Raw genomic sequence first — 23,960 nt, 5'->3', positions numbered from 1 at the left:
TTTATTATTGACACTAATAGCGCTGATGCACTTGTTGTGCCAATGTTGTAAGTCGATATCAAATTGAGGGTTAAATGATTAGGTAATGTTGCTCTTAGTGTTTGGCTTTACTATGTCTTCTTGAAGTAGCAGAGTAAATTCGGTCTCTTTTATGGCCTTACTAAAAATATAGCCTTGAATTTCTTCACAGTTAAGTGCCCGTAAAATGTTCAATTGTGCAGCTTGTTCTACGCCTTCACCCACAACAGAAAGCCCCATGTTATGGGCGATGGTGATAATAGAATCGACCATTTTGAGATCGCGATCAGATTTATCTATATCGTCAACAAAGGCTTTGTCAATTTTTAAAGTATGAATAGGAAAGCGTTTTAAGTATGAAAGGGACGAGTACCCTGTGCCGAAATCATCGAGTGCTAAACTGACGCCCATTTTAGCCAATTGCTGCATGACAATAATTGCCGTTTCAGGCTGTTTAATGACGGTGCCCTCAGTTATTTCTAATTCAAGATGACATGCAGGGAGTTTAGTGAGTCTTAAAATTGACTCTATTCGTTGTTGAATATCGGGCAGAGCAAATTGACGTGACGATAAATTGACGGCGACTCTGCCGCTGAATATGCCTTGTTCACGCCATTTTTGCGCTGCGAAACAGGCCTTACGTAAGACAATTTCACCAATTTCAACAATCAAACCGTTTTCTTCAGCAAGTGGAATAAAGTCATTGGGGGGAATTAAACCATGTACTGGATGATTTAATCTGACTAAAGCCTCCATACCTGCAATTTTACCGCTTTTAAGATCAACCTTAGGTTGATAATAAACTTCAAATAGATCATCTTTTAAGCCTTCACGTATAAGATTTTCTATTTCTAATTGCCTAATTGCATGTTGGTTCAAGGACTCAGAATAAAACTGGTAGCAATTACCTCCCGCAGACTTAGCATGGTACATAGCAATGTCAGCCTTTCTCAGTAATGCTTGCTCGCTTTGCTCATCTTCTGGGAACAGCACTATACCAATACTTAATCCTAGGACTAGCTGTTCATTGCTAACGTTAAATGCAGGTTTTAGCCCTTCAATAATACGGTTAGCTATTGCTGCACTGGCGCTTATATCTGAACCCTTGTCTAATACAATGGCGAATTCATCTCCGCCTAGACGATAAATACTGGTATTTTTAGGAAGTAAGGACTTAATGCGGGTAGCAACGAGCTTTAATAATATATCCCCAATTTGATGGCCTAGGGAATCATTAATACGTTTAAAATTATCAAGATCAAGCACCATAAGCGCATGAGCTATTTCTCGATTTACTAGGTTATTTAAGGTCACTTGTAAGTTGGAGCGATTTGGCAGTCCAGTTAAGAGATCGTTATTGGTTAGTTTTCTAAGCTCTTCTTCTTGCTGCTTACGTCTTGATATGTCAGAAAAAACACCAACATAATGTGACAATTCGCCTAACTCATCATAGATAGCATCGATAGTGAGCTCCATATGGAAGTGACTGTTATCTCCTCTGGCGGCTTCGACTTCATTTGCCCAGCGACCTTGCTGTTTTAACATGGTTCTGATTTGGGTGGAGAAGGTTTCAGGGTATAAATCAAATGTGAGTAAGTTGTCAATAAAGTCATTTCGGTTACGTAATGAAATTTTACAGCAAGCTTCGTTGACTTCGACAAAACGGTATTCGTTGTCGAGGATAAACATGCCTTCCGAAATGTTTTCAATCGCTTTTTCAAAGAGTTTTAGCTGTTCTTCCTTTTGTTTAAATTGACTAATATTTTTAATCGTTCCAGTCATTCGCAGGGCATTATCTTTGTCATCACGCTCTACAATCTTGGCACGGTCTAAGATCCATACCCAATTGTTGTCTTTGCCTTTTACCCTATATGCAGCTTCAAAATGATCTGTTTCACCATAAAAATGCTTATTGAGTGCTTCACGAACACGTTCTTGATCCATAGGATGTATATTACTCTCTTCATCCGATTTACCTGAACGATGTCCATCACGGGGAAATTCAAGAGCTCCCCAGATATTGGAGCGAAAAATGTTGCCAGTTTCAATGTCCCAGTCCCACATTTCATCACCACTTCCCCAAAGGGAAAGTTTTAATCTTTCTTCGCTGAGCGCTATTTGGCGTTGAACCTCTCGTTTTCTTAAAATTGATTTTGTAATCCCTAGAAATATTATTACTATAATAATAAAATAGATTGACTTTGCTAATGTTGATAGCCACCAAGGTGGTGTAATTATAACTTTTAATTCTTTTATTGGACCATTCTTCTGCGTTAATGAATCAACTGCATAAACTTTGAATATGTACTCACCAGGTGATAAGTTCGTATAGGTTGCTGAGTTTATTTTATTTGATGCTATCCATTCATTTGATAGACCATCCATTTTATAGTAATAAGATGTAGTATAGGGTTCTGATGTTGGTGAGTTAAATGTTATGGTGAATGGATAATCAGAGTATTTTAGTTGTATACTTTTTGATTTACTTATTGAACCTGTGAAATACTCACCATCTCCAGCTATTATGGAATTGAAAACACGTAATCCAGAGATGAAGGTCTCTGGTGGCTGTGAGTTTCTAATATGATCTAAAATTATATCTTTAGATATCAAGCTTAAACCATCAATGCCCCCAAAAAAAATATTTTCATTATCAATGATAACGCTACTTCGAGTATTATACTCGTATTGACTTCCATTATTTGTTGAGAAAATATAATTACTATCACCATCAATTAAAATCATTTGCCCCAGGGATGATGCAAAAATGTAATTGTCCAAAGTTAAGATGGAGTAAATTTCTTTGTTGTCGGAGAAAAGTTTATTTGATTTTTTGCTGATTGGGTTATACTTCATAATTGCAGTTGAAGTGCCGAATATAATTTCATTTCTAAATTTTGTAATGCTATAGGTTAGTTCGTCTGCTATTTTATTAGTTTCACTATCAGTGTAATGATATAGTCCATTTTGGCTTGCTAAATAAATATCAGCATCTGAAATGTAAAGGATTTCAAAAACTGGATCTTTTTTGTTAGTTGTAATTTTTTTTGAAATTAGATTATCTTTTATGATTAAAGCTTTCCCTGAAGCGGTTCCAACTATAATATTTTCATTGTCATTGATTAAGTCAATAGTTGTTATCTGCTCACCTTCTATTATGTTACTTATATCGCCATTGTTATGTAAGAAAATTACACCTTTCTCATTTCCAATGTAAATTCCGTTTTTTGTCATTACGGAGTTTTTATAGCCGGTAATGTCGGTTTGATAAGTTTTTATTAAATTCAAATCTGTGTTGTAACATCGAAGAATACTATCATCAGATGATACTAATATTTTGCTATCAAATGTTTTACTAATGTGCCAAACATTATCCTTTATTAGATCTGTACTTAAAACAAGATTGTTTGACTTTCTTATTATTTCAAAACCTTGGTTGTTCATTCCTATAATGAGATAATCAGCCGTTGAAAATAGATATGTTTCCTTACTTTTTTCTTTCTCCTCTACCGTTTTTCCAATCAGATAGGACTCGTTATTCACCGAGTATATTTTGTTTTTATCTATTCCATAAATGTCACTGTTGGATCGACTTAATAAAGTATATTTTCTGTTTGATAATTTTAATACCCTTTTATCGCTATAGATGTAAAGTCCATTTTCTGTTGATATATATAGGGTTTTATTTTCCTTTTCTATATCAAGTACGTTATCAATAATTTTTACTTTATTACTGCCATTTATTCTGTAAAGTATTCCATCATAACTTTTTATAAATATTTCATCACCAATGTTTAAACTTTTCTTTACTTCGAAATATTCTTTTTCTATGTACTCTGAGCTTAGAACTTTATTTTTTAAGTTGAGGCTAAGTATGCCCTTATTGGTTCCAACTAAAATCTCTTTAGTAAAGTCATTGTTGGATAAACTCCATATCTCACCATTCAAATATTCATTTTTCACATCGATAAATTTAAGTGATTCATCATTTCTATCATATATAGCAAGTCCTTTGTCAGTACCAACTAGTAGATCACCTTCTTCAGTGATTAGCAGGCTACGAATAAAAGAGCTGGGTAAACCAGAAGCGCTATTATCAGCATAAAAGTGTTTAAACTCTTTTCCGTCGAACCGATTTAGTCCGTTAAGCGTGCCAATCCAAATGTAGCCATCATTATCCGTAACGATAGACGTAACAGTGCTTTGGGAAAGTCCTTCTGGGACACCAAAAGATTGTGATTGGAGAATAATAGGAGATTTATCAGAAAAGGGAGATGCGTTTACGTCTTCGAATGCATGCAAGCTAAAAAAAGCGAGCAAGACGATTTTAAAGAGTGCTTTAGGCATAGTGTTTGTTCTTATTATCCGAGGATGCCATGAAACAATTATGTTACATCACTTTTCCAGAAAGTGAGCGGTTTGTCAAAGTGGAGTCTGCAGAAAATCCTTTTAACAGCATGTAGATGCAGTAAAATTGTTCGGTGCTGAAGTGGTAGAACATGGGCTAGCCATGTTTTACATCAGGATTACGTCCAACACTGAAAGATACGACTATAGTTGGACTGATTTGTAGCGGTTCTGTTTGTTTACCTAACTTTGCTCACAAATGTGTGAGCAAAAGTGTTTTTTGTTTAGAAATTAAACTTTTCTGCCGTTTGCTTAAAAACTTTAAGATCCGTGATCATTTTGTCTGACATCAGCGCGGCTTGGGTTCTGTGTTGTTCACCTGTGCTAAATAACACTAAGCGATCGCTGTGCTTAGTACGCATTTTACGCATCATGAATTTGAGTAAATCAGTGCGGGTGAGCTTAGTGATTTCGTCTACGACGAGTTCTCTTTGGTTAAATTGATAATCTCTATTGCCGACACTGACCCAATAACGTTGACTGCGAGTTTTGAGGTTCGCGTCGTGCTCCATGATTTGATTAATCAGACCTACCTTTGTGCTTTCCCATTCTTCGTTGGTGATTTGCATCACTGCATAATTAAAGTCGGCAATAAACTCGTCGATGGCCTCTAATAAATGCAGTGGCCCAGTTGTAGGTGACTGAATATAGAAAATAAGTCCAGGATGACGATTGAGCGGCAGGTAACCTGTGCCTACCATATAGCCCAACTGTTTTTCAGTACGCAGCTCATGGAAGAAGGTGGACGACATAGTGTGATTCAGTAAGCTAAATAGCGCCATTTTTTCAGGTGTTGCCACGGCAGATTGGTAATACACAATAATTGCGCTATCTTGATGATCTATTGCGAGCTCTCTCAGTAACGTGCCTTGGCCTGTTAAATTCACTAATTCTCTGGTGGACTCTGCACTCGGCGTCGAAACTAAAGATAAAATGTGCTCTAAACGTTTGCCGAGAGCTTGTGCTTCAGAGACTAACCAATCCCCATAGACTAACCCTTCAAGGTAGATCTTTTCGTAGAAGGCGCGTACATGGTTATGTAAATCTTCTAGGCTAATATCTTCCAACATTTGTGCCATGCGTGCTGGTTCATAACTGCTTTTTTGCAGAGTAACAGTCAGGCTAGTAAATAATTGTGAAATCGGTTTAGCCTGTGTCTGATTCTGCCAACTGCGCAGTAGCTGAGATTTTATGAGGGCAAAGCGCTCTTCGGTAAAATTGCGCTCTCTGGCTTTATGGATTAATAGCGCTAATAACGTTTCTTGATTGCCGGTAAAGCCCGATAAATGCAGTGTAATTCCGCCTTGATGCGGATAAATGTTATAGCTTAATCCAGCAACTTCGGCCTGATAGGTTGGCTCGGTTAGATAATCGAGTAGCATTTCAACATATAAGCGGGTGAGGGCGGCATGCCTTGGCGTTTTACTTGCCTGCTCTGAATCTAGCGATAAATACATGTGACCTTTTGGCACATTAAACTCATCATCTTTCTTATGCCAAATGCGGTATCCAGTTGATTCTGCAACTATCACTGGCACGTCAACATCGCTCTTATCCGGACGGGCAATCGAGTCGGCGACAATAAAAGGATTTGCAGCCGGTAGCTGTAATTCAGGGCGAATATTGTTCACTTGCCAACGAGCGAGGGACTGTGGCGCAATTGGGCGGACTTTGTACGGCGTGTGATACCAGTTAGCTTTACGATCCGTTTTAACCGATTGGGCGATAAGCTGCAGGCGCATATTCTGTGGCACCATGAGCTCAAGTAGCTCAATGGTTTCAGGGATATCCAGCCCATCCATCCGATAATCGCCAAAGACCAAGTCTTCGACTTCATAGTGATGCATATTGATACTGAGATGGCTGGCTAAATCGAGTGATTTAACTTGCTCTTGATAACGAAACGCCATTTTGAGCAGGTTTGCACGCTCCAAATAACGCCATTCATCTAAGCCTTGGGTTTTGATAAGTTCAATATACTCAAAACAGCAGCTGATAATTTCATCGAGATTGCCTAGCCCTTTATCGGTTAACTGTAAACCGATACTGTAATCCTTGAAGTTATAGCCATTTACACCGCCGCCCGCAGACAAGTTGTTCACTAATCCTTGTTCTTTTAGATACGATAACAGACTGCCATGACTCTCATTGCCTAAAATATGGCTGATATAAGTCAAAGGCTTACGTTTGTAGTAGTGATCAATTCCTGGGAAATTAAAACTGATGCTTAAGCGTTTTTGCTCCTTAAGCGGCACAATATCGATTTGCCTCAACAGTTCTTTTTCTGAAAATAGTGGTACTTGAGGATAGTTTTTCACTAAGTTCAAGTTTCGGATCCCACTAAAATAGTGACAGGCTAAATCTTGTAATTCATCAAGGGAAAGCGGAGCGACTAAGCACAAGGTCATTAAATTGGCGCTGTAATGGCTTTGATAGAAATCGAGTAATTCACTACGTACTTGTGCCTGTTCTCCGCCTAAGGTGACTAAGTTACCCACGGAAAATTTCGAAAATGGATGCAGTGGGTTGACTGTCTCTTTGAGTACTTGATAGGTTCGACGGATATCATCTTTTAGTTTTAAACTAAATTCAGATTCAATAGCTTGGCGTTCTCTATCGACTAAATCTAAATCAAATTTTGGGGCGATAAAAAATTGGCTGAATCTGTCTAAAGAGTCGGCAAACACTTCTTCATTGATGGTGAAAAAGAAGTTAGTGTGCTCTGTGCCTGTCCAAGCGTTATTGCTGCCGCCATGCTGATTAATAAAGGCGTGATACTCGCCTGAGTCTGGGAATTTCTCAGTACCTAGAAAGAGCATATGCTCTAAAAAGTGCGCCATGCCGGGTCTATCTGCGGGATCATCAAAATGACCCACGCCTACAGCCATAGATGCGGCAGCTTGGCTGGCATCTTGATCTTCAACCAATAACACCCTGAGTGCATTATCTAATACAAGATAACGATACTGGCGGTGATCATTTGGACTTTTATATATGGACTGAGAGGCTTGCAAAGAGACACTCCGGTAACGATAGCTTGTTATATATTGATAGTCTTAATGGTTTTTAGCAAATATCTCTTGTGTTTATCGACTAAAGATTAAGTCTTGTGAGGTTTGTTGAAACGGATTTTAGGGCTACAATTGGGATAAAACAAAAACAAGTTTGAGTCGCGAGAGAAGTATGCAGCTATTTTTGATGAGACATGGTGACGCCGGATTTAATGCTCAGTCTGATAGAGACAGAACACTGACCGATGTTGGAAGGCACCATACTGTGTTGATGAGCAACTGGCTAGCTCGCAGTGTGGCTGATTTCGATCTTGTTTTAGTTAGTCCTTACTTACGAGCACAGCAAACGTGGCAGGAACTGAGTCAGCATTTTCCTGAGCCGCGTAAGTGGCTAGTCGCCGATGATCTTGTACCTTCTGGCGATCCCGCCAATGTAGCCGCCTTGGTTGTGGCTTATGCTGAGTTATACAAGGCGGATAAAGTACTCGTGATTGCTCACATGCCGTTACTGGGCTACTTAGTCAGTGAGTTAGTGGCTGGCGTTGAGCCGCCATTATTCGCGACGTCAGGCATTACGCTCATTGATAAACATGCCGAGCAAGCCTCAATCGTGTGGCAGCACGCCCCCCATAGTATTAGCTAATCTAGGTTAATATCTCTATTTACAAAACAAACGGCCCACATTAAATGGGCCGTTTGTTTTCAGCTAAATAGTAAATGTTAAAGCCTAAGCCGATAGCGAGCTAACGTCTATGCGGTTGCTCACCAATATCAATCAGCACTAATAACGCCGCATCGCCGCCCCATTCTTTAGGGGCCTGATGGAAAGCCTTCACCATAGGATGCTGCACTAACCACATGGGAACTTGTTGTTTCAATATGCCACTGCCGTAACCATGCATAATGCAGCAGCACAGGCTTTGCTGTTTAACGCAGGCTTGGATCAGTGCCGCTAACTCAAGTTTGGCTTCCGATTGGCGATAGCCGTGCAAATCCAGCAGCAAATCTGGCTGGTAATCCCCACGTCTGAGGCGCTTGAGCTCTAAACTGTCAACACCTTCTTCTAACCAACGCATCGGCCCTTGTACAGGCAGTAGTGGCTGATAAGTATCTGAGAAATAACTGTTAGCATGCAGTTGCTGCTCTTTCAGTTCTATTTCTTGTTTGGTTTTTAAGGGCATGCGAAAGTGTCGCTTATTTTGCGTGATGGGTTTAATTCCATCAATAAGCGCTGAGAACATCGCCAAGCCTTCTTTGTCGTCGTCTTTATTCATGGCGGGTATTCTATTGAATCCTATGGTTTCTGAATAGAGTTCAGTTACAATGTTTGCGAACAAACTAGCGGGAGCACGTTTTGGATAAGATCTTTGTAGATGAAGCTGTGACAGAATTACGTACTATTGGCGATATGTTACGTTGGGCCGTGAGCCGTTTTAACGATGCCAATGTGTATTATGGTCATGGTACTGATAATGCGTGGGATGAAGCCATCGCCTTAGTTTTCCATGCCTTACACTTACCCGAAGAAATCGGTCAGCAAGTGATTTTAAGTAACTTGACCAGCAGTGAAAAGCATAAAATTGTCGAGTTGATCATTCGTCGGGTGAGAGAACGCTTACCTGTGCCTTACTTGACCAACAAAGCGCGTTTTGCTGGGCTTGAGTTTTACGTCGATGAGCGCGTGTTAGTGCCACGTTCACCGATTGCCGAAATGATCGCTAATCGTTTTAGCCCTTGGTTATATAACAAGCCAGTCACACGTATTTTAGATTTATGTACTGGCAGCGCTTGTATCGCGATTGCCTGTGCCTATGAATTTGAAGACGCCGAAGTCGATGCGCTGGATATCAGCGAAGATGCCTTAGATGTGGCGCAAATCAATATCGAAACCTTAGGTGTGATGGACAGAGTATTCCCGATGCAATCGGATCTGTTTTCGGCCATCCCAGAAGGGCCTCAGTATGATTTGATTGTTTCAAACCCACCTTATGTGGATGCTGAAGACATTGGCGACATGCCTGATGAATATCATCATGAGCCTGCCATTGGTTTAGCCTCAGGTCGCGACGGCTTAGATTTAACCAAGCGTATACTCGCCAATGCCGCGCAATACCTCACACCAACGGGTTTACTCGTAGTCGAAGTCGGTAATTCTATGGTGCATTTGATTGAGCAGTTCCCAGAAGTGCCATTCACTTGGATTAACTTTGAAAATGGTGGCGATGGCGTATTCGTATTGACCCGCGATCAACTGGTCGAAAATCAGTCAGTGTTCGGCATTTATCGCGACGCACAATAGCCTAAGATAGCAAATTAGGTTGAGACTTTTCCCGCTGCCAGTTAGGCTTGCAGCGGGAAAATAAATTGTCCAGTACTCGCTGGGCGCGGAGCGATGAACAAATAACCTAAGGTGTACAAAGCGGATGTCTGGAAACAGTATTGGTCAAAATTTTGTAGTGACGACGTTTGGTGAGAGTCACGGTGTTGCACTGGGTTGCATTATTGATGGTTGCCCACCAGGGCTTGAATTAACCGAAGCCGATATGCAGCATGATCTTGACCGCCGTCGCCCAGGGACATCCCGATATACCACGGCCCGCCGTGAGCCCGATGAAGTGCGGATTTTATCCGGCGTTTTCGAAGGTAAAACCACGGGCACCTCGATTGGACTCTTGATTGAAAATACCGATCAACGCAGTCAAGATTACTCTAATATCAAAGATTTATTTCGCCCTGGGCACGCCGATTATACCTACCAGCAAAAGTACGGTATGCGTGACTACCGCGGTGGTGGCCGCTCTTCAGCCCGTGAAACTGCGATGCGGGTTGCGGCGGGTGCTGTGGCTAAAAAGTATTTAAAGCAAGTTCACGGTATCGAGATCTACGGCTATATGTCGCAGCTGGGTCCTATTTGTGCGCAGACCATTGATCTTGACCAAATCGAGCAAAATGCCTTTTTCTTCCCCGATGCTAGCAAGCTGGAAGCGCTCGATGAATACATGCGTGAGCTGAAAAAATCCGGTGACTCGATTGGCGCGAAAATCTCCGTTATCGCGACAGGTGTGCCAGTGGGTTTAGGTGAGCCAGTATTTGATAGACTCGATGCCGATATCGCCCATGCGCTGATGGGTATTAATGCCGTCAAAGGTGTTGAGATTGGTGATGGTTTTGGTGTCGTGACGCAAAAGGGCTCCGAAGGGCGTGACTTAATGTCGCCGCAAGGCTTTGAATCTAATCATGCGGGCGGTGTACTCGGTGGGATTTCGTCGGGTCAGCCGATCATTGCCCATATTGCCTTAAAACCCACATCAAGCATCAGTGTGCCGGGCCAAAGTATGACGGCGCAGGGTGAAATGGCCGAAGTTGTCACTAAAGGTCGTCACGATCCCTGTGTTGGGATCCGCGCAGTACCGATTGCCGAAGCTATGCTTGCCATTGTGTTGATGGATCACTTATTAAGACACAGAGCGCAAAATCAGGATGTGCGTAGTCATACGCCAGTGCTTGGTATGCGATAAGTGGCATGAAATAGCTGGTATGCGATAACGATACAATGAGTAGCATGAGATAAATGGAATGCGTTAATGTCAACTTCTTCTAGCACAAGCCGGCAATTGCGCTGGCTTTGTGCCTGCTATTTTTTCTTCTTTTCTATTCTCGGCACTATGGTCCCTTATCTTGGGGTCTTCTTCGAAAATCGCGGTTTTAATCCTCAAGAAATTGGTTTTTTACTCGCCATCCTGATGGCGACGCGCATTGTTGCGCCGAATGTGTGGGCTAAAGTGGCTGACCGTACTGGGATGCGCGCCGAGCTGATCAAAATGGGCGCGGGAGCCGCCGCGCTGGCGTATTTGAGTTTCTTCTACCATGGTGGTTTTGTGTATATGGCGCTGAGTTTGGCCTTATATACCTTCTTTTGGAATGCAATCCTCGCCCAGCTTGAAGTGATCACCTTAGAAACCTTAGGCGAGAATGCCAGCCGCTACGGTCAAATTCGCAGTTGGGGTAGTGTCGGTTATATTTGTCTTGTTGTCGGTGCGGGCTTTGCCATTGGTCAGTGGGGCACTGAGGTGTTGCCTTATATTGGTTTGTCATTATTTATTGGCATGTTAGCCAGTGCGTTGCCATTACCAGCAAATCGTTTAGTGCGCGACACCAGCCAAGTGCGGCCGCCATTGCAATGGAATCGGGCGATTATTTGGTTCTTAGTCTCGGCGATGTTGCTGCAAATGAGCGCGGGACCTTTCTACGGCTTCTTCGTTTTATATTTAAAGCAAGCGGGTTACTCCGAATCCTCGGCGGGCATATTTGTCGCCCTTGGCGCAATGGCCGAGATCGTGATGTTTATGTTCGCGCCGCGTTTACTCGGCCGCTATGGCGTGAATACCTTATTGATTGTCAGCATCGGCATGACTTGTCTACGTTGGTTATTGGTTGCTTTTGGGGTAGATAGCGTGTTGTGGCTTGGTTTTAGCCAATTATTACATGCCTTTACCTTTGGTTTAACCCACGCCGCATCGATTCAATTTGTGCATAAACATTTCGATGCGAGTCACAGAAGCCAAGGTCAAGCCCTGTATGCCAGCTTAAGTTTTGGGGTTGGCGGCGCGCTCGGTACTTGGATTTGTGGCTTTATTTGGGGCGATGGTAGCGGGGCGGTTTGGTCTTGGGTATTTGCCGCAGTATGCGCCTTTGCCGCTATGCTGGCGGTATTCTTTATCCCTAAGGATAAACCGAGTGTTGTAGCCCATACGGCCTAGTCATATCCATTAAGATAAAAAATATAAAAATCAAAAGATTGTGTTAAGTGAGGTAAAGGTGATTCGGTTTCGTTTAGGGTTAGTTGTCAATCCGTTGGCTGGCTTAGGTGGCAGTGTTGGTCTTAAGGGCAGCGATGGCGTTGCCGAAGAAGCGCTCGCCTTAGGCGCTGAACCCAAAGCCGCCTTGCGTATGATGCAGGCCCTCGAGGTTATCCGTGATTATAGTGATGACATTGAAGTCATTACTGCTTCAGGCATCATGGGTGAAGACGCCGCTAAAACACTCGGTTTTACCACGCGAGTGGTGTATCAAACTCCGGATAAAACTCAGGCACTGGATACGCAGGCCGTTGTGCGTGCGCTGCTGGATGAACCGCTGGATTTACTCCTTTTTGCCGGTGGCGATGGCACGGCCCGCGATGTTTACTCCGTATTTGAACAAGCCACTATCGACGACAAACTCCCTGTGCTCGGTGTGCCTGCTGGGGTGAAAATTCATTCCGGCGTTTACGGCATTACGCCCCATGCGTCTGGCATGGTGGTCAAGATGTTACTCGATGGCGAACTTGTCAGTTTGATGTCCGCCGATGTAATGGATATTGATGAAGTGGCTTTTCGCCAAGGCACAGTGCGCGCTAAACGCTTTGGTGAGCTCTTAGTGCCCGCCGAGCCGCGTTATGTGCAAGCGGTGAAGATGGGCGGTAAGGAAGTCGATGAACTCGTGCTGGCCGATATCGCCGCCGATGTGATCAATCAAATGGAAGATGAACTGTACATCATGGGCTCTGGCAGTACGGTTGCCTTTGTGATGGAAGAGTTAGGCCTCGATAATACCCTGCTCGGTGTTGATCTTATTCAAAATAAAAGTTTAGTCGGCAGTGACTTAACCGCGAACAAATTACTCGAACTGACCCAAGATAAGCCGACTAGGTTGGTGATCACTCTGATTGGCGGTCAAGGCCATATCTTAGGGCGCGGTAATCAACAATTGTCGCCCGAGCTCATTCGGCGCATCGGAAAAGACAATATTATTATCCTTGCCACAAAAACTAAGCTAAAAGCACTTGATGGACGACCACTAATTGTGGATAGTGGCGACCCTAAATTAGATAGCGAGCTTGGCGGCTATTATAAAGTGACGACGGGCTACCATGATTACGTCATGTATCAGGTGGCCAATCCAGATTTATTGGTCGCAGCAGATGTGTCGGCCAATCCAGTATTAATGGAGAGTTAGACCCATGTTAGAGCATTACGAAGACGCATTAGAACAGTGGATCGCCAGCGTTGTTAGTCATGGTGATGACGATGCTTTGTTTGCCTGTGGCTACTTACAGGGCCATGTGGCCGTAGTGTTGTCCCAATTGGAAGCACAGGGTGAAACGGATCTTGATGCTTTAATGCTAAAAATGACTGACTGTCTAGCACTCGCGCGCCAAGAATTAAATGATGCCGATTATGCCTTGGTTGAACAGGCATGGGCACAGCTGCAGGTAAAGATTATAGGCGAATTGGATGTTGCCTAGCTCCCAGCCGATGACTGACAACGAGCACGTGACTAATGCCGAAGTAACGAGTGTAGAAATGCCGAGTGCTGAATTAGCCAGTGAGCAAGCTCTCGATGCTAGCGCGGTATTTATCGGTTTAGTGAATCCTAAAACACCCGTTAACGTCGGTGGCATTATGCGCGCATCGGGTTGTTATGGCGTCGATGGCGTATTTTACACTGGCAGGCGCTACGAGTTAGCCGCGCGTTCGGGTGCTGTGCAATACCATGTCGATACTAAAGATGCTGGCGAGCGCATTCCGCTCACGGGCGTTACTTCATTGTTAGCCGCGATTCCGGCGGGCACTCAGCTTATCTGTGTCGATTTGGTGGTGGGCGCAACGCCGCTGCCGGAGTTTGTCCATCCCGCAAAAGCCTTTTATGTGTTTGGTCCTGAAGATGGCACCATTGGCCAAGAGATTATCGATAAAGCCGATGCCGTAGTGTATGTGCCTACGGTCGGGTGTATGAATCTTGCCGCATCGGTCAATGTGCTGCTATACGACAGATTGGCTAAATCTCACCGTGAGGCTGCAAGCCTGACATCGAGCCTAGCATCTGGTCTACCTTCGAACTTAAGCGGCGATGCACTCATCCGTCAGAGTCGTGATAACAACAATCGTACTCGGGTGAAAGTGGCCAGAGCGCCGCGAAAACCTCGACATGTTGAATCCAGTAGTGTCGGGTCTAGCAGCCTTGAACCTAGCAGCATTGATAACGCGATAGCCATCACAGCAGCTTAATTGGTTTAAAAATAACATTTTTAAAAAGGGATTAAGCCATGGCTTAATCCCTTTTTTATAGCGCTCAAAAACGTTATTTTTCTAGCGATTGATTGCCTAGAGCGCTTTGCCCTTGAGCAATTTTCGCAGCCACATACGATTAGGGTTGAGTTTACACAGAGTCGCTTTATCGAGCGGTATTGGTTCGCCGCAAAGCTGCGCCGCGAGACATTCGGCGGCAAGTGGTCCAGAACTTAACCCCCGTGAGCCTAACCCGCCGAGAATATACAGCCCTTCGTGCACCGGCGCTGGCGTGGTTTGCCAGTAGTGGCGACTTTCTTTCGTGAGTTGATGCTCTGCATAATCCTTAATAATTTGTGGCACATCGGGCGCGCAGCCCATCATAGGGAAATGATCCCGCGTCACCATACGCACGCCAACGCGAGCATTGTTGCCACTCATGTCGATATCTTCAAGCCAAGGCTGATTGGGATAACTCTCGTGCATTTTGGCGAGGTTTTCTTGCTGCTCCTGCGGGCAAAAATCTAAATGCTTAGGTTCTTTAACGTAACTCGCGCCAAGGCAGTGGAGTCCTTCGTGACTCGGGGTTAAATAACCGTTGGCGCACAGTACAGTCGCGAGCTGACTCAATTGAAATTGAGCGGGCACATGGCTGACTTGGCCGCGAAAAGGGCTAATTTGTAATTTGTTGCTGGCATCAAATTGCGTGAGCGCTGCGCCATTGGCGAGCACAAGTTGTGCAAAGGGGCCAAAGCGATGCTTAGCGGTGATTAAATACCAACCTTCACTTTGATGCTCAATTTCAAGGATCTTAGTCTCCAAATGGAGTTTGACCTCGGTAAGCTGCTGCGCTTTTTGTATTGCGGCTTCGGCATATTCGTACGGACAAACCCAGCCAGCCAGCGGATAGAAAAAGCCTGATTTGTCAATATTAATGTTCGCAAGAGAATTGGCCAGTTTCGCATCGACTCGATAGGCTATTTCACTTGGCCAGTTCTGGCTTTGAATAATTTTATCGAGTCGTAATTGGCTGCGTTCATCGTGGGCGGTTTGCAATACCCCGCAAAAGTCATGGGAAATCGGCGTTTGATTTGGGGCGGGGGCAGATGTCAGCGCTTGTACTCGACGGCGGCTAAATAAAAATGCTTGCTGGAAGAAGCGGCTTAATTCATCATTTTCCGGTGTCAGCAGCGGATAAATCGCCCCTTGGCGATTGCCCGAGGCGCCTTGGCCAAGCTTGGCATCTTTACAAAAGAGCTGCGTACTTTGGCCGCGTTCCGCCAAAGACAGTGCCAAATGCGCCGAGGCTAACCCGCCGCCTATGATGGCAATCGAGCTGGGCCCGTCCGAGGGTAAGATTGCAGCCATAGGATTAAAGGCATAGGCTTTAGCATCTTGCTGGCGTAAGACGTGGCGCTCGTGTAACAAAATGGCATCAGGCTGATGGTTTGTCTGTATTGCAGCGCAGGTAAAATCCCTCTCCTCAAAGCCGCAGGCTTGGAAACGGCTCACAGGAGTTTCGCTTAATCCGCTTGATTCGTTTAATCCAATAGTTGCCACAGTGGCGCCATCGTCACTGAGTTTTGCCATCTGCCAATGGATCTGCTGATTTAACCCATTTTGTAGATGGGGCAATACCAGCCAGTGCTGAACGGGGTGAAGCGGAGAATGGATGAGTGAACAGAGCTGGGATTGAATATCACCAAAGTGCAGGTCGATTGTGATACGACCGTCATCAAAAATTAATCTCTGGCAACCTATAATAGCCGTCGGCTCTGTATGAAGTAAGCGTTGGGCAAGTGGCTCAAGTTCAGGCACTTTGGTTAAACAGGCGGATTGATCCCAAAGTAATTTAAGTTCGTAAGCATTAATCGGATTGGGTTCGAATACGTTAAGGAGTAATCGTTGCTTAGGGTTCGTCTGAGTGCGCCACCAAGATAAGAGTTCAAGCCCGTTGCCTAAACCTATTTGCCCTAATACTAAGAGTTTTTGCTGTGAATGAGCCTCAAATACCCGCTGCTGATAAATGCTCAACTTGCTGAGATAGTGTGCATCAGTGTGAGCTGTTGCGGGATAAAGGTTGATTAATTGCGGGTAATCGCGCTTAATTTGGCAAGGTTTATTGGGCTCTGCAGTCAAAGAAATTTACTCTCGGTCTCATAATTGGCATTATTTTACTCGCCTTTATGGAAAGCTGACCACTTAATTGAGTCAAAACAGATACTATTGGCTCAGCGAAAAGTAGGTACTGACATGTACACAATGGATAGCAATAAAATGAAAAGAGTCGTGATCACCGGAATGGGTGTTGTTTCAAGTATCGGTAATAACAAGCAAGAAGTGACCGAGTCACTGAAAGCGGGCCGCAGTGGTATTACGCATTCAGCTCAGTTTGAAGAGATGCAATTACGTAGCCATGTATGGGGTGACATCAAGTTAAACCCTGCTGAGCATATCGATCGTAAGGCATTGCGTTTTATGGGTGATGCGGCAGCTTATGCCTACATTGCTATGCAAGAAGCGGTTGCCGATGCCAATTTAACTGAAGAACAGTATTCAGATCCGCGCGTAGGGCTGATTGTGGGTACAGGCGGCGCATCATCGTCTAACCAAGTACAATCTGCCGATACATTGCGTGAAAAAGGCGTTAAACGCGTAGGTCCGTATATTGTGCCTCGCATCATGTCGAGCACGGCCAGCGCTTGTTTAGCAACGCCATTTAAAATTAAAGGCATGAATTATTCTATCAGTTCAGCCTGTGCAACTAGCGCCCACTGTATTGGTCATGCCGTTGAACTTATCCAAATGGGTAAGCAAGACATGGTGTTTGCCGGTGGTGCTGAAGAAGTGGATTGGACACTGACCATGGGCTTCGACGCTATGGGCGCACTGTCAACCAAGTACAATGCCACACCAGAAAAAGCCTCTCGTACCTATGATGCAGACCGTGATGGTTTTGTGATTTCTGGTGGCGGCGGTATTTTAGTGGTTGAAGAGTTAGAGCATGCTCTGGCTCGCGGCGCAAAAATTTACGCTGAAGTGATTGGTTATGGCGCGTCTTCAGACGGTTATGACATGGTGGCGCCATCGGGTGAAGGCGCTGTGCGTTGTATGCAAATGGCGATGATGGATGTCGATACCCCAATCGATTACATCAATACTCACGGCACTTCAACGCCAGTAGGCGACGTGCGTGAATTAGAAGCGCTACGTGAAGTTTTCAAAGACAAGTGCCCACCGATTGCATCGACTAAGTCTATGACAGGTCATGCATTAGGCGCCGCAGGCGTACATGAAGCGATTTACAGCTTAATCATGATGGAAAACAGCTTTATTGCCCCAAGCATCAATATCGAAAATCTGGACGAAGCGGCGAAAGATATGCCTATCGTGCGTGAATATCGCGATGCTGAGCTGACTACAGTCATGAGTAACAGCTTTGGTTTTGGCGGTACAAACGCCACGCTAGTGATGCGCAAATTCAAATAAGTTTGTTTATCAAACACGATAGAAGGGAAGCTTAGGCTTCCCTTTTTTATGGGCGTTTTTTGTAAACTTGTTGCATCGACAAGGATTTATCCCATTAGTCTTGTTAGAATACCGAGCATCTTGATGCCTTCCATTCCCACTTTTTTAGATCAGGTGCCCATGAAGATTTTAGTCGATGAAAATATGCCCTATGTTGAACCGTTATTTGGCGATCTCGGGGAAATTATTCCTGTTAATGGCCGCACGTTAACCGCAGCGCAAGTGCGCGATGCCGATGTGTTATTAGTGCGCTCAGTCACCAAAGTGAATGCCGAGTTGCTCTCGGGCAATCATCAACTGAAGTTTGTCGGCAGTGCCACTATAGGCACAGATCATGTGGATTTAGCCTACCTTGCCGAGCATAATATTCCCTTCTCTAATGCACCAGGTTGCAATGCGACTGCGGTTGGGGAGTTTGCTTTTATCGCTATGCTGGAGCTAGCGCAGCGCTTTAATTCGCCGCTTAAGGGCAAGGTCGTCGGCATAGTGGGCGCGGGCAACACTGGCACTGCAACGGCAAAATGTTTGCAAGCCTATGGTATTAAGGTGTTGCTTAATGATCCCATCAAAGAGAAACAGGGCGATCCGCGCAGTTTTGTGAGTTTAGACACCATTATGGCGCAGGCCGATATCATCAGTTTGCATGTGCCAATCACGCGCACGGGCGAGCATAAAACCAAACATTTATTCGATGAGGCGCGCTTAAAGGCGCTCAAACCCAATACTTGGTTAGTTAATTGCTGTCGTGGCGATGTGATAGATAACAAAGCACTTGTCAGAGTTAAACGCCAGCGTGATGATCTTAAATTAGTGCTCGATGTGTGGGAAGGCGAGCCAACACCGATGCCTGAACTCGTACCACTGGCTGAATTTGCCACCCCGCATATTGCAGGTTACAGCTTAGAAGGTAAGGCGCGTGGCACTTTTATGCTCTATCAAAAGCTGTGTCAGTTACTTAATATTACTGCCGATAAAAGTCTGCTGGATCTCTTGCCAAGCTTTAACATTAAGGCGGTCGAACTTGCGACTGCGCCGAATGAAAAAGCGTTATTACAGCTCGCGCGTTTTGTCTATGATTTGCGCGATGATGACAAGATGTTCAGAAATACATTCTTAAATGAGAATGGCTTCGACACTATGAGAAAAAATCACCAACATAGACGCGAATTTAGTGCATTGGCGCTGGCTTATGACGGTCAATCTGAGGTAGATTGGTTGTCCAATTTAGGTTTTTCAGGAGTCGGTCAGTAGCTATGTCACAGGAATTTAATGTTGTCGTTTTAGGTGCATCGGGCGCAGTGGGTCAAACTATGATAGAGATCCTCGAAGAGCGTAATTTCCCGGTTGCCAATTTGTACCCTTTAGCCAGTAGCCGCAGCGCCGGTGAAACGGTCAGCTTTCATGGCAAACAAATTACCATTCTCGACGTAGAAACCTTCGATTGGACCCAAGCTCAAATTGGTTTCTTCTCTGCAGGTGGTGATGTTTCCGCCAAATGGGCACCGATTGCCGCTGAAGCAGGCTGTGTTGTGATTGATAACACCTCTCACTTTAGATACGACATCGATATTCCTTTGGTTGTACCTGAAGTGAATCCGCATGCTATCGCTGATTTCCGCAATCGCAATATCATTGCTAACCCAAATTGCTCAACCATTCAAATGCTGGTGGCACTTAAGCCTATTTATGATGCCTATGGTATCAGCCGCATTAATGTGGCAACGTACCAGTCAGTATCGGGCACAGGTAAAAAAGCCATTGAAGAATTAGCGCATCAGTGCACTAAATTATTGCAAGGTTTACCTGCTGACGCTGAAGTCTATCCAAAACAAATTGCTTTTAACGTATTGCCACAAATCGATAAATTTATGGATAACGGCTATACCAAAGAAGAAATGAAAATGGTCTGGGAAACCCAGAAGATTTTCGGTGACGATGAGATTTTAGTGAATGCGACTGCCGTACGTGTGCCTGTGTTTTATGGTCACTCGGAAGCCATTAATATCGAAACTCGTCAGCCTGTTGATGCCGAAGACGTTAAAGCTTTACTGCGTAATGCCGAAGGAGTGGTATTGTTTGAATCCGATGATGATTATCCAACAGCAGTGACAGATGCCGCAGGAACCGATCCGGTTTATGTGGGTCGCATTCGTAAGGATATTTCTCATTCTCACGGGATTAACTTGTGGGTCGTGTCAGACAATATTCGTAAAGGCGCAGCCTTGAACAGTTTGCAAATTGCCGAGATCTTAGTGAGAGATTATTACTAAGCATTAGATTGCATTTGATGCCCATTGAAAAGCCTGCTGTCAGCAGGCTTTTTTTGTTTTACAATTGTGAACAGTAGCAGGGCGGGGATTTCTGGTTTATAGTAATCTCAATAAATACAATTGCCTAAAGCCTGTTATCAGTGAGATAACTTTATAGCGCTTCAAAGGGAAGGATTGATGAAATTTCGCACTTCGTATCTTGTGGGTCTAATGGCCACTGTTTTAGCTGTTTCTTCTACCGCTTATTTTATTGATCCCGCCGTTGCTGCAGATACACCAAGATTAAAACCCTTAAAAATCATGGGGCCAGACGGACAGATTCGTCAAGTTAACCATCAATATGGTCCAACGACATCTAAAGACACTTTTTGGAGCATAGCGCAAAAAGTCCGTCCTGATGCCAGTGTTAGCGTCTATCAGGTGATGGCCGCCTTATACGATGCTAACCCTCATGCGTTTAACTCTGCCAGTTATAACAGTTTAGAACGCGGTATGATCCTGCTCATTCCGTCTAAAGAAGTCATGCTGTCGATCCCCAATCGTATGGCGATAGCCAGAGCAGAGCAAAGTGATAGACAATCTCGGGCTCCGGCGAAAGCAACATCTAAACCGCCAGCTAAGGTGACGACAGCTAAAGCGCCAGTCACGGCTCCTGCGGTGATTGTTGAAACGAAAGTGACACCACCTAAAGCAGTTGCTGAAACACCTGTTCCAGAAAAGCCCAAGATGCTGAGTTCAGATGTGACGGCGCGGTTAGAAGCGGCAGAAAGCAAAAATCTGTCATTAACCGATGAATTAGCCCGCACGCAAGATCAACTGTCAGTGCGCACTTCAGATGTTGAAGCGCTAAAAGTTAAAGTTGAAGAATTAAATCAACGGATTGCGGTGCTGGAAGAAACACTTCAAGCCAGTAAACTACAAAACCAAGCCTTGAAAGCCGAAGTTGAAGCTGCGCAAGTGCCAGAGACGACAGCTGTTGAAGCTGAAGTAGAGGCAGAGGCACCTATTGAGCCCGATGACTTGTGGCGCAATATCCTTAATAATCCTGTGTTATTGATTGCCGCGGCTGTGATCCCTGCCTTGTTCTTACTGCTTGCTGTGTTCTGGTTCCTGCGCCGTAAACGCAATAAAGAACGTCGTGAAATGCAGACACAAGAAGCGGTTATGGCCGCCGGTGCCGCTGGGATTGCGGGTACCGCCATCATGGACATGGATGATGACGATTTAGACGATATGGCGGTACATTTAGATTCTGACCATGCGGACTCCATCGATAGTCTTCTTGATATGGGCAGTGTCGATTTACAACCTGAGCAAGATTTGACTGACTCCCACGATCAGATGGATATGGCTTCTGAAATGTTTGTCGATCCGGGGATCTCTGCCGAACCTGAAGCCGAGGATGAAGGACAGTCCCTCGATGATCTGTGGGCCGAAGCCATGGGCGATCAGGAAGAGGATATTGTTGAGGAGAAACCTAAATCTGGCAATATTCTTGAGGAAGCCGATCTTGATGCACTATTAGCGGGCCTAGGTTCTGACGACAGCACTTCTGAAGACAGCACCGAAGCCGAAGAGGATTTAAGTGAATTAGAGCGTAACTTTGCGAGCGATTTAGCTCAAGAAGATGACAGTAATGATATTACTTCTAAGCTGAATAATGTTGAAGTCGCAGACACTAAACCTGCCGACGAAGCCATCGCGGATGACGATGATCTTGATGCATTACTTGCCGAGTTTAGTGTTCCTGCTGAAGATATTGAGACTGCACAAGCGCCTGCACCAGACGTTGTTGCGTCTGATGATGAAGATCTCAGTGCTGCCATCGCGGCAGAACTCGGTGATGAGCTAGATGATGAACTTAGCGGAGAAGACGTTGATGATATCGATGCCTTATTAGCTGATTTCGATAAACCAACGCCAGCCGCTAAACCTGAAGTCGAGCCTGATCTTGGCGCTGAAATTGCTGCTGAACTAGATGCGGAGCTTAATGAACTGGGCGTAGAAGACACCGATGACATCGATGCCCTGTTAGCCGATTTCGATAAACCTGCAGAACCTGAAGTTGAACCTGATCTCGGCGCTGAAATTGCCGCAGAGCTAGACGCTGAGCTTAATGAACTGGGCGTAGAAGATACCGACGACATTGATGCCCTGTTAGCCGATTTCGATAAACCAGCAGAACCCGAAGTTGAACCCGACCTCGGCGCTGAAATTGCCGCAGAGTTAGACGCTGAGCTTGATGAACTGGGTGTGGAAGATACCGATGATATTGATGCTCTGTTAGCGGATTTTGATAAACCGACACCAGCGGCTGAACCTGAAGTCGAGCCCGATATTCGTGCTGAAATTGCCGCTGAGTTAGACGATGAGCTTAATGAATTAGGCGTAGAAGAATCCGATGATATTGATTTACTACTGGCGAGTTTTGATGCTGAGCCTGAACTCAAAGTCGATACAGAAGATGATGATCTCAGTGCAGAAATTGCCGCAGAATTAGAAGCTTCGTTACCGGAAGACATAAAAGGTGAAGCGTCAGGTGATGATTTAGATGCACTCTTAGCTGAGTTTGATGTGCCGGAGCAATTGGATGCCGATGAAGATGAATTCGACTTCGATATGGAAACGGCGCAGCTCGATTCAGAAGACAATTCAGTTGACGAAGATAATTTACTTAAAGGCATTGGTGCGGCTCACTCTATCGATGGCACCGATGATACTTTTACATTAGTCGAGGAATTGAGTGACGATAACGACGCTGATGTATTAGCGACGGCCGCAGTCACTTTGGCCGCTGCTGCAGCCGCGGCCAGTGTTAAAGAAAAAGAATCTTCTTTCTTTAATGATTTAAAAGCCAATAAGAGCAAAGATCCCCATGTGCTCGATTGGGACTCAGAGCTAGATTTTGCGCCTAAGGCTAAGCCTGCGGCAACGCAAGCAGATGTAACGGCTAATGATGTTGAGCCTAAAAAAGATGCCACCGCGCTGGATTATGCTTCTCAAGAGAAGCCCATTAAGGCTACGCGTAACGATATTGATTTTAGTGAAGATTTTAAACTTGATATCAAAGAAGACGCGGATGATTTGGACCTTGAGCAAGGGCTAGACTTAAGTGACGATAATGTGCTCGCCGCTTTTACAGCCAATACAGATTATGACGATGAAGATGTGTTGACGTCGGAAGACAGTTTCTCTCTGGTCGATGATCATAATCTTACCGTCGATGAAGCCTTGGCTGCACTCGATGCCCAGGAGTCACGAAAAGCGCAGAAAAAGTTTGTTCCTGACCATGATTTAACCAGTTTTCAAAATGAAAACGGTTTTATCGACATCGACAAGTTGCTGAATGATGCCGATGAAGAGGGCGCAGATACCGATTTGTATTCGGAAGTTGACGTTGAGATGAGTGATGTCGGTGCCTTAATCGGTGATGCCGCGATGATCGATGTTGATGATGAAGAAAACTCAGTCAACGCTAAGCTGGATTTAGCGCGTGCTTATATCGAAATTGACGACAGCGACAGTGCGAAAGCCCTGCTCAAAGAAGTGCAAATTGACGGTAACGAGCGCCAGCAGGATGAAGCAGGACGTTTGCTCAAAGAGATTAGTTAATCCCGATTGAGAGTGTTTCAATCTAACGGCGCCTTTAGCGCCGTTTTTTTTATGGGCTGCTGTGA

Annotated in this window: 15 protein-coding genes; 11 read left to right on the top strand and 4 right to left on the bottom strand. The window is 44.6% G+C overall.

The genetic code is table 11. The features are described 5' to 3' along the window. Positions 1–78 precede the first annotated feature (78 nt). On the bottom strand, positions 79–4,365 hold the full coding sequence (locus tag AAA952_RS19050) for an EAL domain-containing protein (protein ID WP_338258866.1): 4,287 nt from the start codon (positions 4,363–4,365) through the stop codon (positions 79–81). A 284-nt stretch (positions 4,366–4,649) separates the two neighbouring features. Then, positions 4,650–7,439, bottom strand: coding sequence for an insulinase family protein (locus AAA952_RS19045; protein WP_263184860.1), 2,790 nt, complete (start codon positions 7,437–7,439; stop codon positions 4,650–4,652). 169 nt (positions 7,440–7,608) lie between these two features. Between AAA952_RS19045 and sixA the strand changes: the two genes are divergently transcribed. Continuing rightward, entirely contained in the window at positions 7,609–8,079 is a 471-nt protein-coding gene (gene sixA / locus AAA952_RS19040; protein WP_028761045.1) for a phosphohistidine phosphatase SixA, read from the top strand. A 100-nt stretch (positions 8,080–8,179) separates the two neighbouring features. Here the strand turns inward: sixA and smrB are convergent, their stop codons facing one another. Further along, positions 8,180–8,710 carry an endonuclease SmrB gene (gene smrB, locus AAA952_RS19035; protein WP_105252090.1) on the bottom strand — a complete coding sequence of 177 codons (531 nt, stop codon included), beginning with the start codon at positions 8,708–8,710 and terminating at the stop codon, positions 8,180–8,182. Positions 8,711–8,790: 80 nt separating this feature from the next. Here smrB and prmB point away from each other — a divergent pair, with 80 nt between their 5' ends. From prmB to AAA952_RS19005, 6 genes are all read left to right on the top strand, one after another. After that, positions 8,791–9,735, top strand: coding sequence for a 50S ribosomal protein L3 N(5)-glutamine methyltransferase (gene prmB / locus AAA952_RS19030; RefSeq protein ID WP_011788895.1), 945 nt, complete (start codon positions 8,791–8,793; stop codon positions 9,733–9,735). A 124-nt stretch (positions 9,736–9,859) separates the two neighbouring features. Further along, positions 9,860–10,954, top strand: a complete 1,095-nt coding sequence (gene aroC / locus AAA952_RS19025; protein ID WP_028761043.1) for a chorismate synthase — start codon at positions 9,860–9,862, stop codon at positions 10,952–10,954. A gap of 66 nt (positions 10,955–11,020) precedes the next feature. Next, complete coding sequence (locus AAA952_RS19020; protein ID WP_263146205.1) at positions 11,021–12,196, top strand: MFS transporter; 1,176 nt, start codon at positions 11,021–11,023, stop codon at positions 12,194–12,196. A 58-nt stretch (positions 12,197–12,254) separates the two neighbouring features. After that, positions 12,255–13,433, top strand: a complete 1,179-nt coding sequence (locus AAA952_RS19015; RefSeq protein ID WP_338258864.1) for an ATP-NAD kinase family protein — start codon at positions 12,255–12,257, stop codon at positions 13,431–13,433. Between the two features lie 4 nt (positions 13,434–13,437). After that, positions 13,438–13,722 (top strand): YfcL family protein, encoded by a 285-nt coding sequence (locus tag AAA952_RS19010; protein ID WP_263181552.1) that lies wholly within the window; start codon positions 13,438–13,440, stop codon positions 13,720–13,722. Beyond that, positions 13,712–14,485 carry an RNA methyltransferase gene (locus AAA952_RS19005; RefSeq protein WP_338258863.1) on the top strand — a complete coding sequence of 258 codons (774 nt, stop codon included), beginning with the start codon at positions 13,712–13,714 and terminating at the stop codon, positions 14,483–14,485. Before AAA952_RS19010 ends, AAA952_RS19005 begins: the two co-directional genes overlap by 11 nt. A gap of 96 nt (positions 14,486–14,581) precedes the next feature. Here AAA952_RS19005 and mnmC read toward each other — a convergent pair whose 3' ends face one another. After that, the gene (gene mnmC, locus AAA952_RS19000; RefSeq protein WP_338258862.1) at positions 14,582–16,624 is read right to left on the bottom strand and encodes an FAD-dependent 5-carboxymethylaminomethyl-2-thiouridine(34) oxidoreductase MnmC; all 2,043 of its coding nucleotides are present in this window, start codon (positions 16,622–16,624) and stop codon (positions 14,582–14,584) included. 138 nt (positions 16,625–16,762) lie between these two features. Between mnmC and fabB the strand changes: the two genes are divergently transcribed. The 4 genes from fabB to AAA952_RS18980 all read left to right on the top strand — a co-directional run bounded on the left by fabB (position 16,763) and on the right by AAA952_RS18980 (position 23,895). Further along, the gene (gene fabB / locus AAA952_RS18995; RefSeq protein WP_168824238.1) at positions 16,763–17,974 is read left to right on the top strand and encodes a beta-ketoacyl-ACP synthase I; all 1,212 of its coding nucleotides are present in this window, start codon (positions 16,763–16,765) and stop codon (positions 17,972–17,974) included. Between the two features lie 159 nt (positions 17,975–18,133). Continuing rightward, a complete protein-coding gene (locus tag AAA952_RS18990) occupies positions 18,134–19,264 on the top strand; it encodes a 4-phosphoerythronate dehydrogenase (RefSeq protein WP_338258861.1) in 1,131 nt (376 codons plus the stop codon). Between the two features lie 2 nt (positions 19,265–19,266). Then, positions 19,267–20,283, top strand: a complete 1,017-nt coding sequence (locus tag AAA952_RS18985; protein ID WP_338258860.1) for an aspartate-semialdehyde dehydrogenase — start codon at positions 19,267–19,269, stop codon at positions 20,281–20,283. 177 nt (positions 20,284–20,460) lie between these two features. Further along, on the top strand, positions 20,461–23,895 hold the full coding sequence (locus AAA952_RS18980) for a FimV/HubP family polar landmark protein (RefSeq protein ID WP_338258859.1): 3,435 nt from the start codon (positions 20,461–20,463) through the stop codon (positions 23,893–23,895). Positions 23,896–23,960: the final 65 nt, after the last annotated feature.

Origin of the sequence: Shewanella sp. M-Br (genome assembly GCF_036245925.1) — a bacterium.
GTDB lineage: Bacteria > Pseudomonadota > Gammaproteobacteria > Enterobacterales > Shewanellaceae > Shewanella > Shewanella oncorhynchi.
This window is presented reverse-complemented; position numbering and strand designations above follow the sequence as displayed.

Bases quoted from the DNA above. Each gene is read 5' to 3' on its own strand.
- AAA952_RS19050 (WP_338258866.1), bottom strand. From the start codon at position 4,365: ATGCCTAAAGCACTCTTTAAAATCGTCTTGCTCGCTTTTTTTAGCTTG.
- AAA952_RS18990 (WP_338258861.1), top strand. From the start codon at position 18,134: ATGAAGATTTTAGTCGATGAAAATATGCCCTATGTTGAACCGTTATTT.
- AAA952_RS19020 (WP_263146205.1), top strand. From the start codon at position 11,021: ATGTCAACTTCTTCTAGCACAAGCCGGCAATTGCGCTGGCTTTGTGCC.
- sixA (WP_028761045.1), top strand. From the start codon at position 7,609: ATGCAGCTATTTTTGATGAGACATGGTGACGCCGGATTTAATGCTCAG.
- AAA952_RS18980 (WP_338258859.1), top strand. From the start codon at position 20,461: ATGAAATTTCGCACTTCGTATCTTGTGGGTCTAATGGCCACTGTTTTA.
- fabB (WP_168824238.1), top strand. From the start codon at position 16,763: ATGAAAAGAGTCGTGATCACCGGAATGGGTGTTGTTTCAAGTATCGGT.
- AAA952_RS19010 (WP_263181552.1), top strand. From the start codon at position 13,438: ATGTTAGAGCATTACGAAGACGCATTAGAACAGTGGATCGCCAGCGTT.
- AAA952_RS18985 (WP_338258860.1), top strand. From the start codon at position 19,267: ATGTCACAGGAATTTAATGTTGTCGTTTTAGGTGCATCGGGCGCAGTG.
- AAA952_RS19005 (WP_338258863.1), top strand. From the start codon at position 13,712: ATGTTGCCTAGCTCCCAGCCGATGACTGACAACGAGCACGTGACTAAT.
- smrB (WP_105252090.1), bottom strand. From the start codon at position 8,710: ATGAATAAAGACGACGACAAAGAAGGCTTGGCGATGTTCTCAGCGCTT.
- aroC (WP_028761043.1), top strand. From the start codon at position 9,860: ATGTCTGGAAACAGTATTGGTCAAAATTTTGTAGTGACGACGTTTGGT.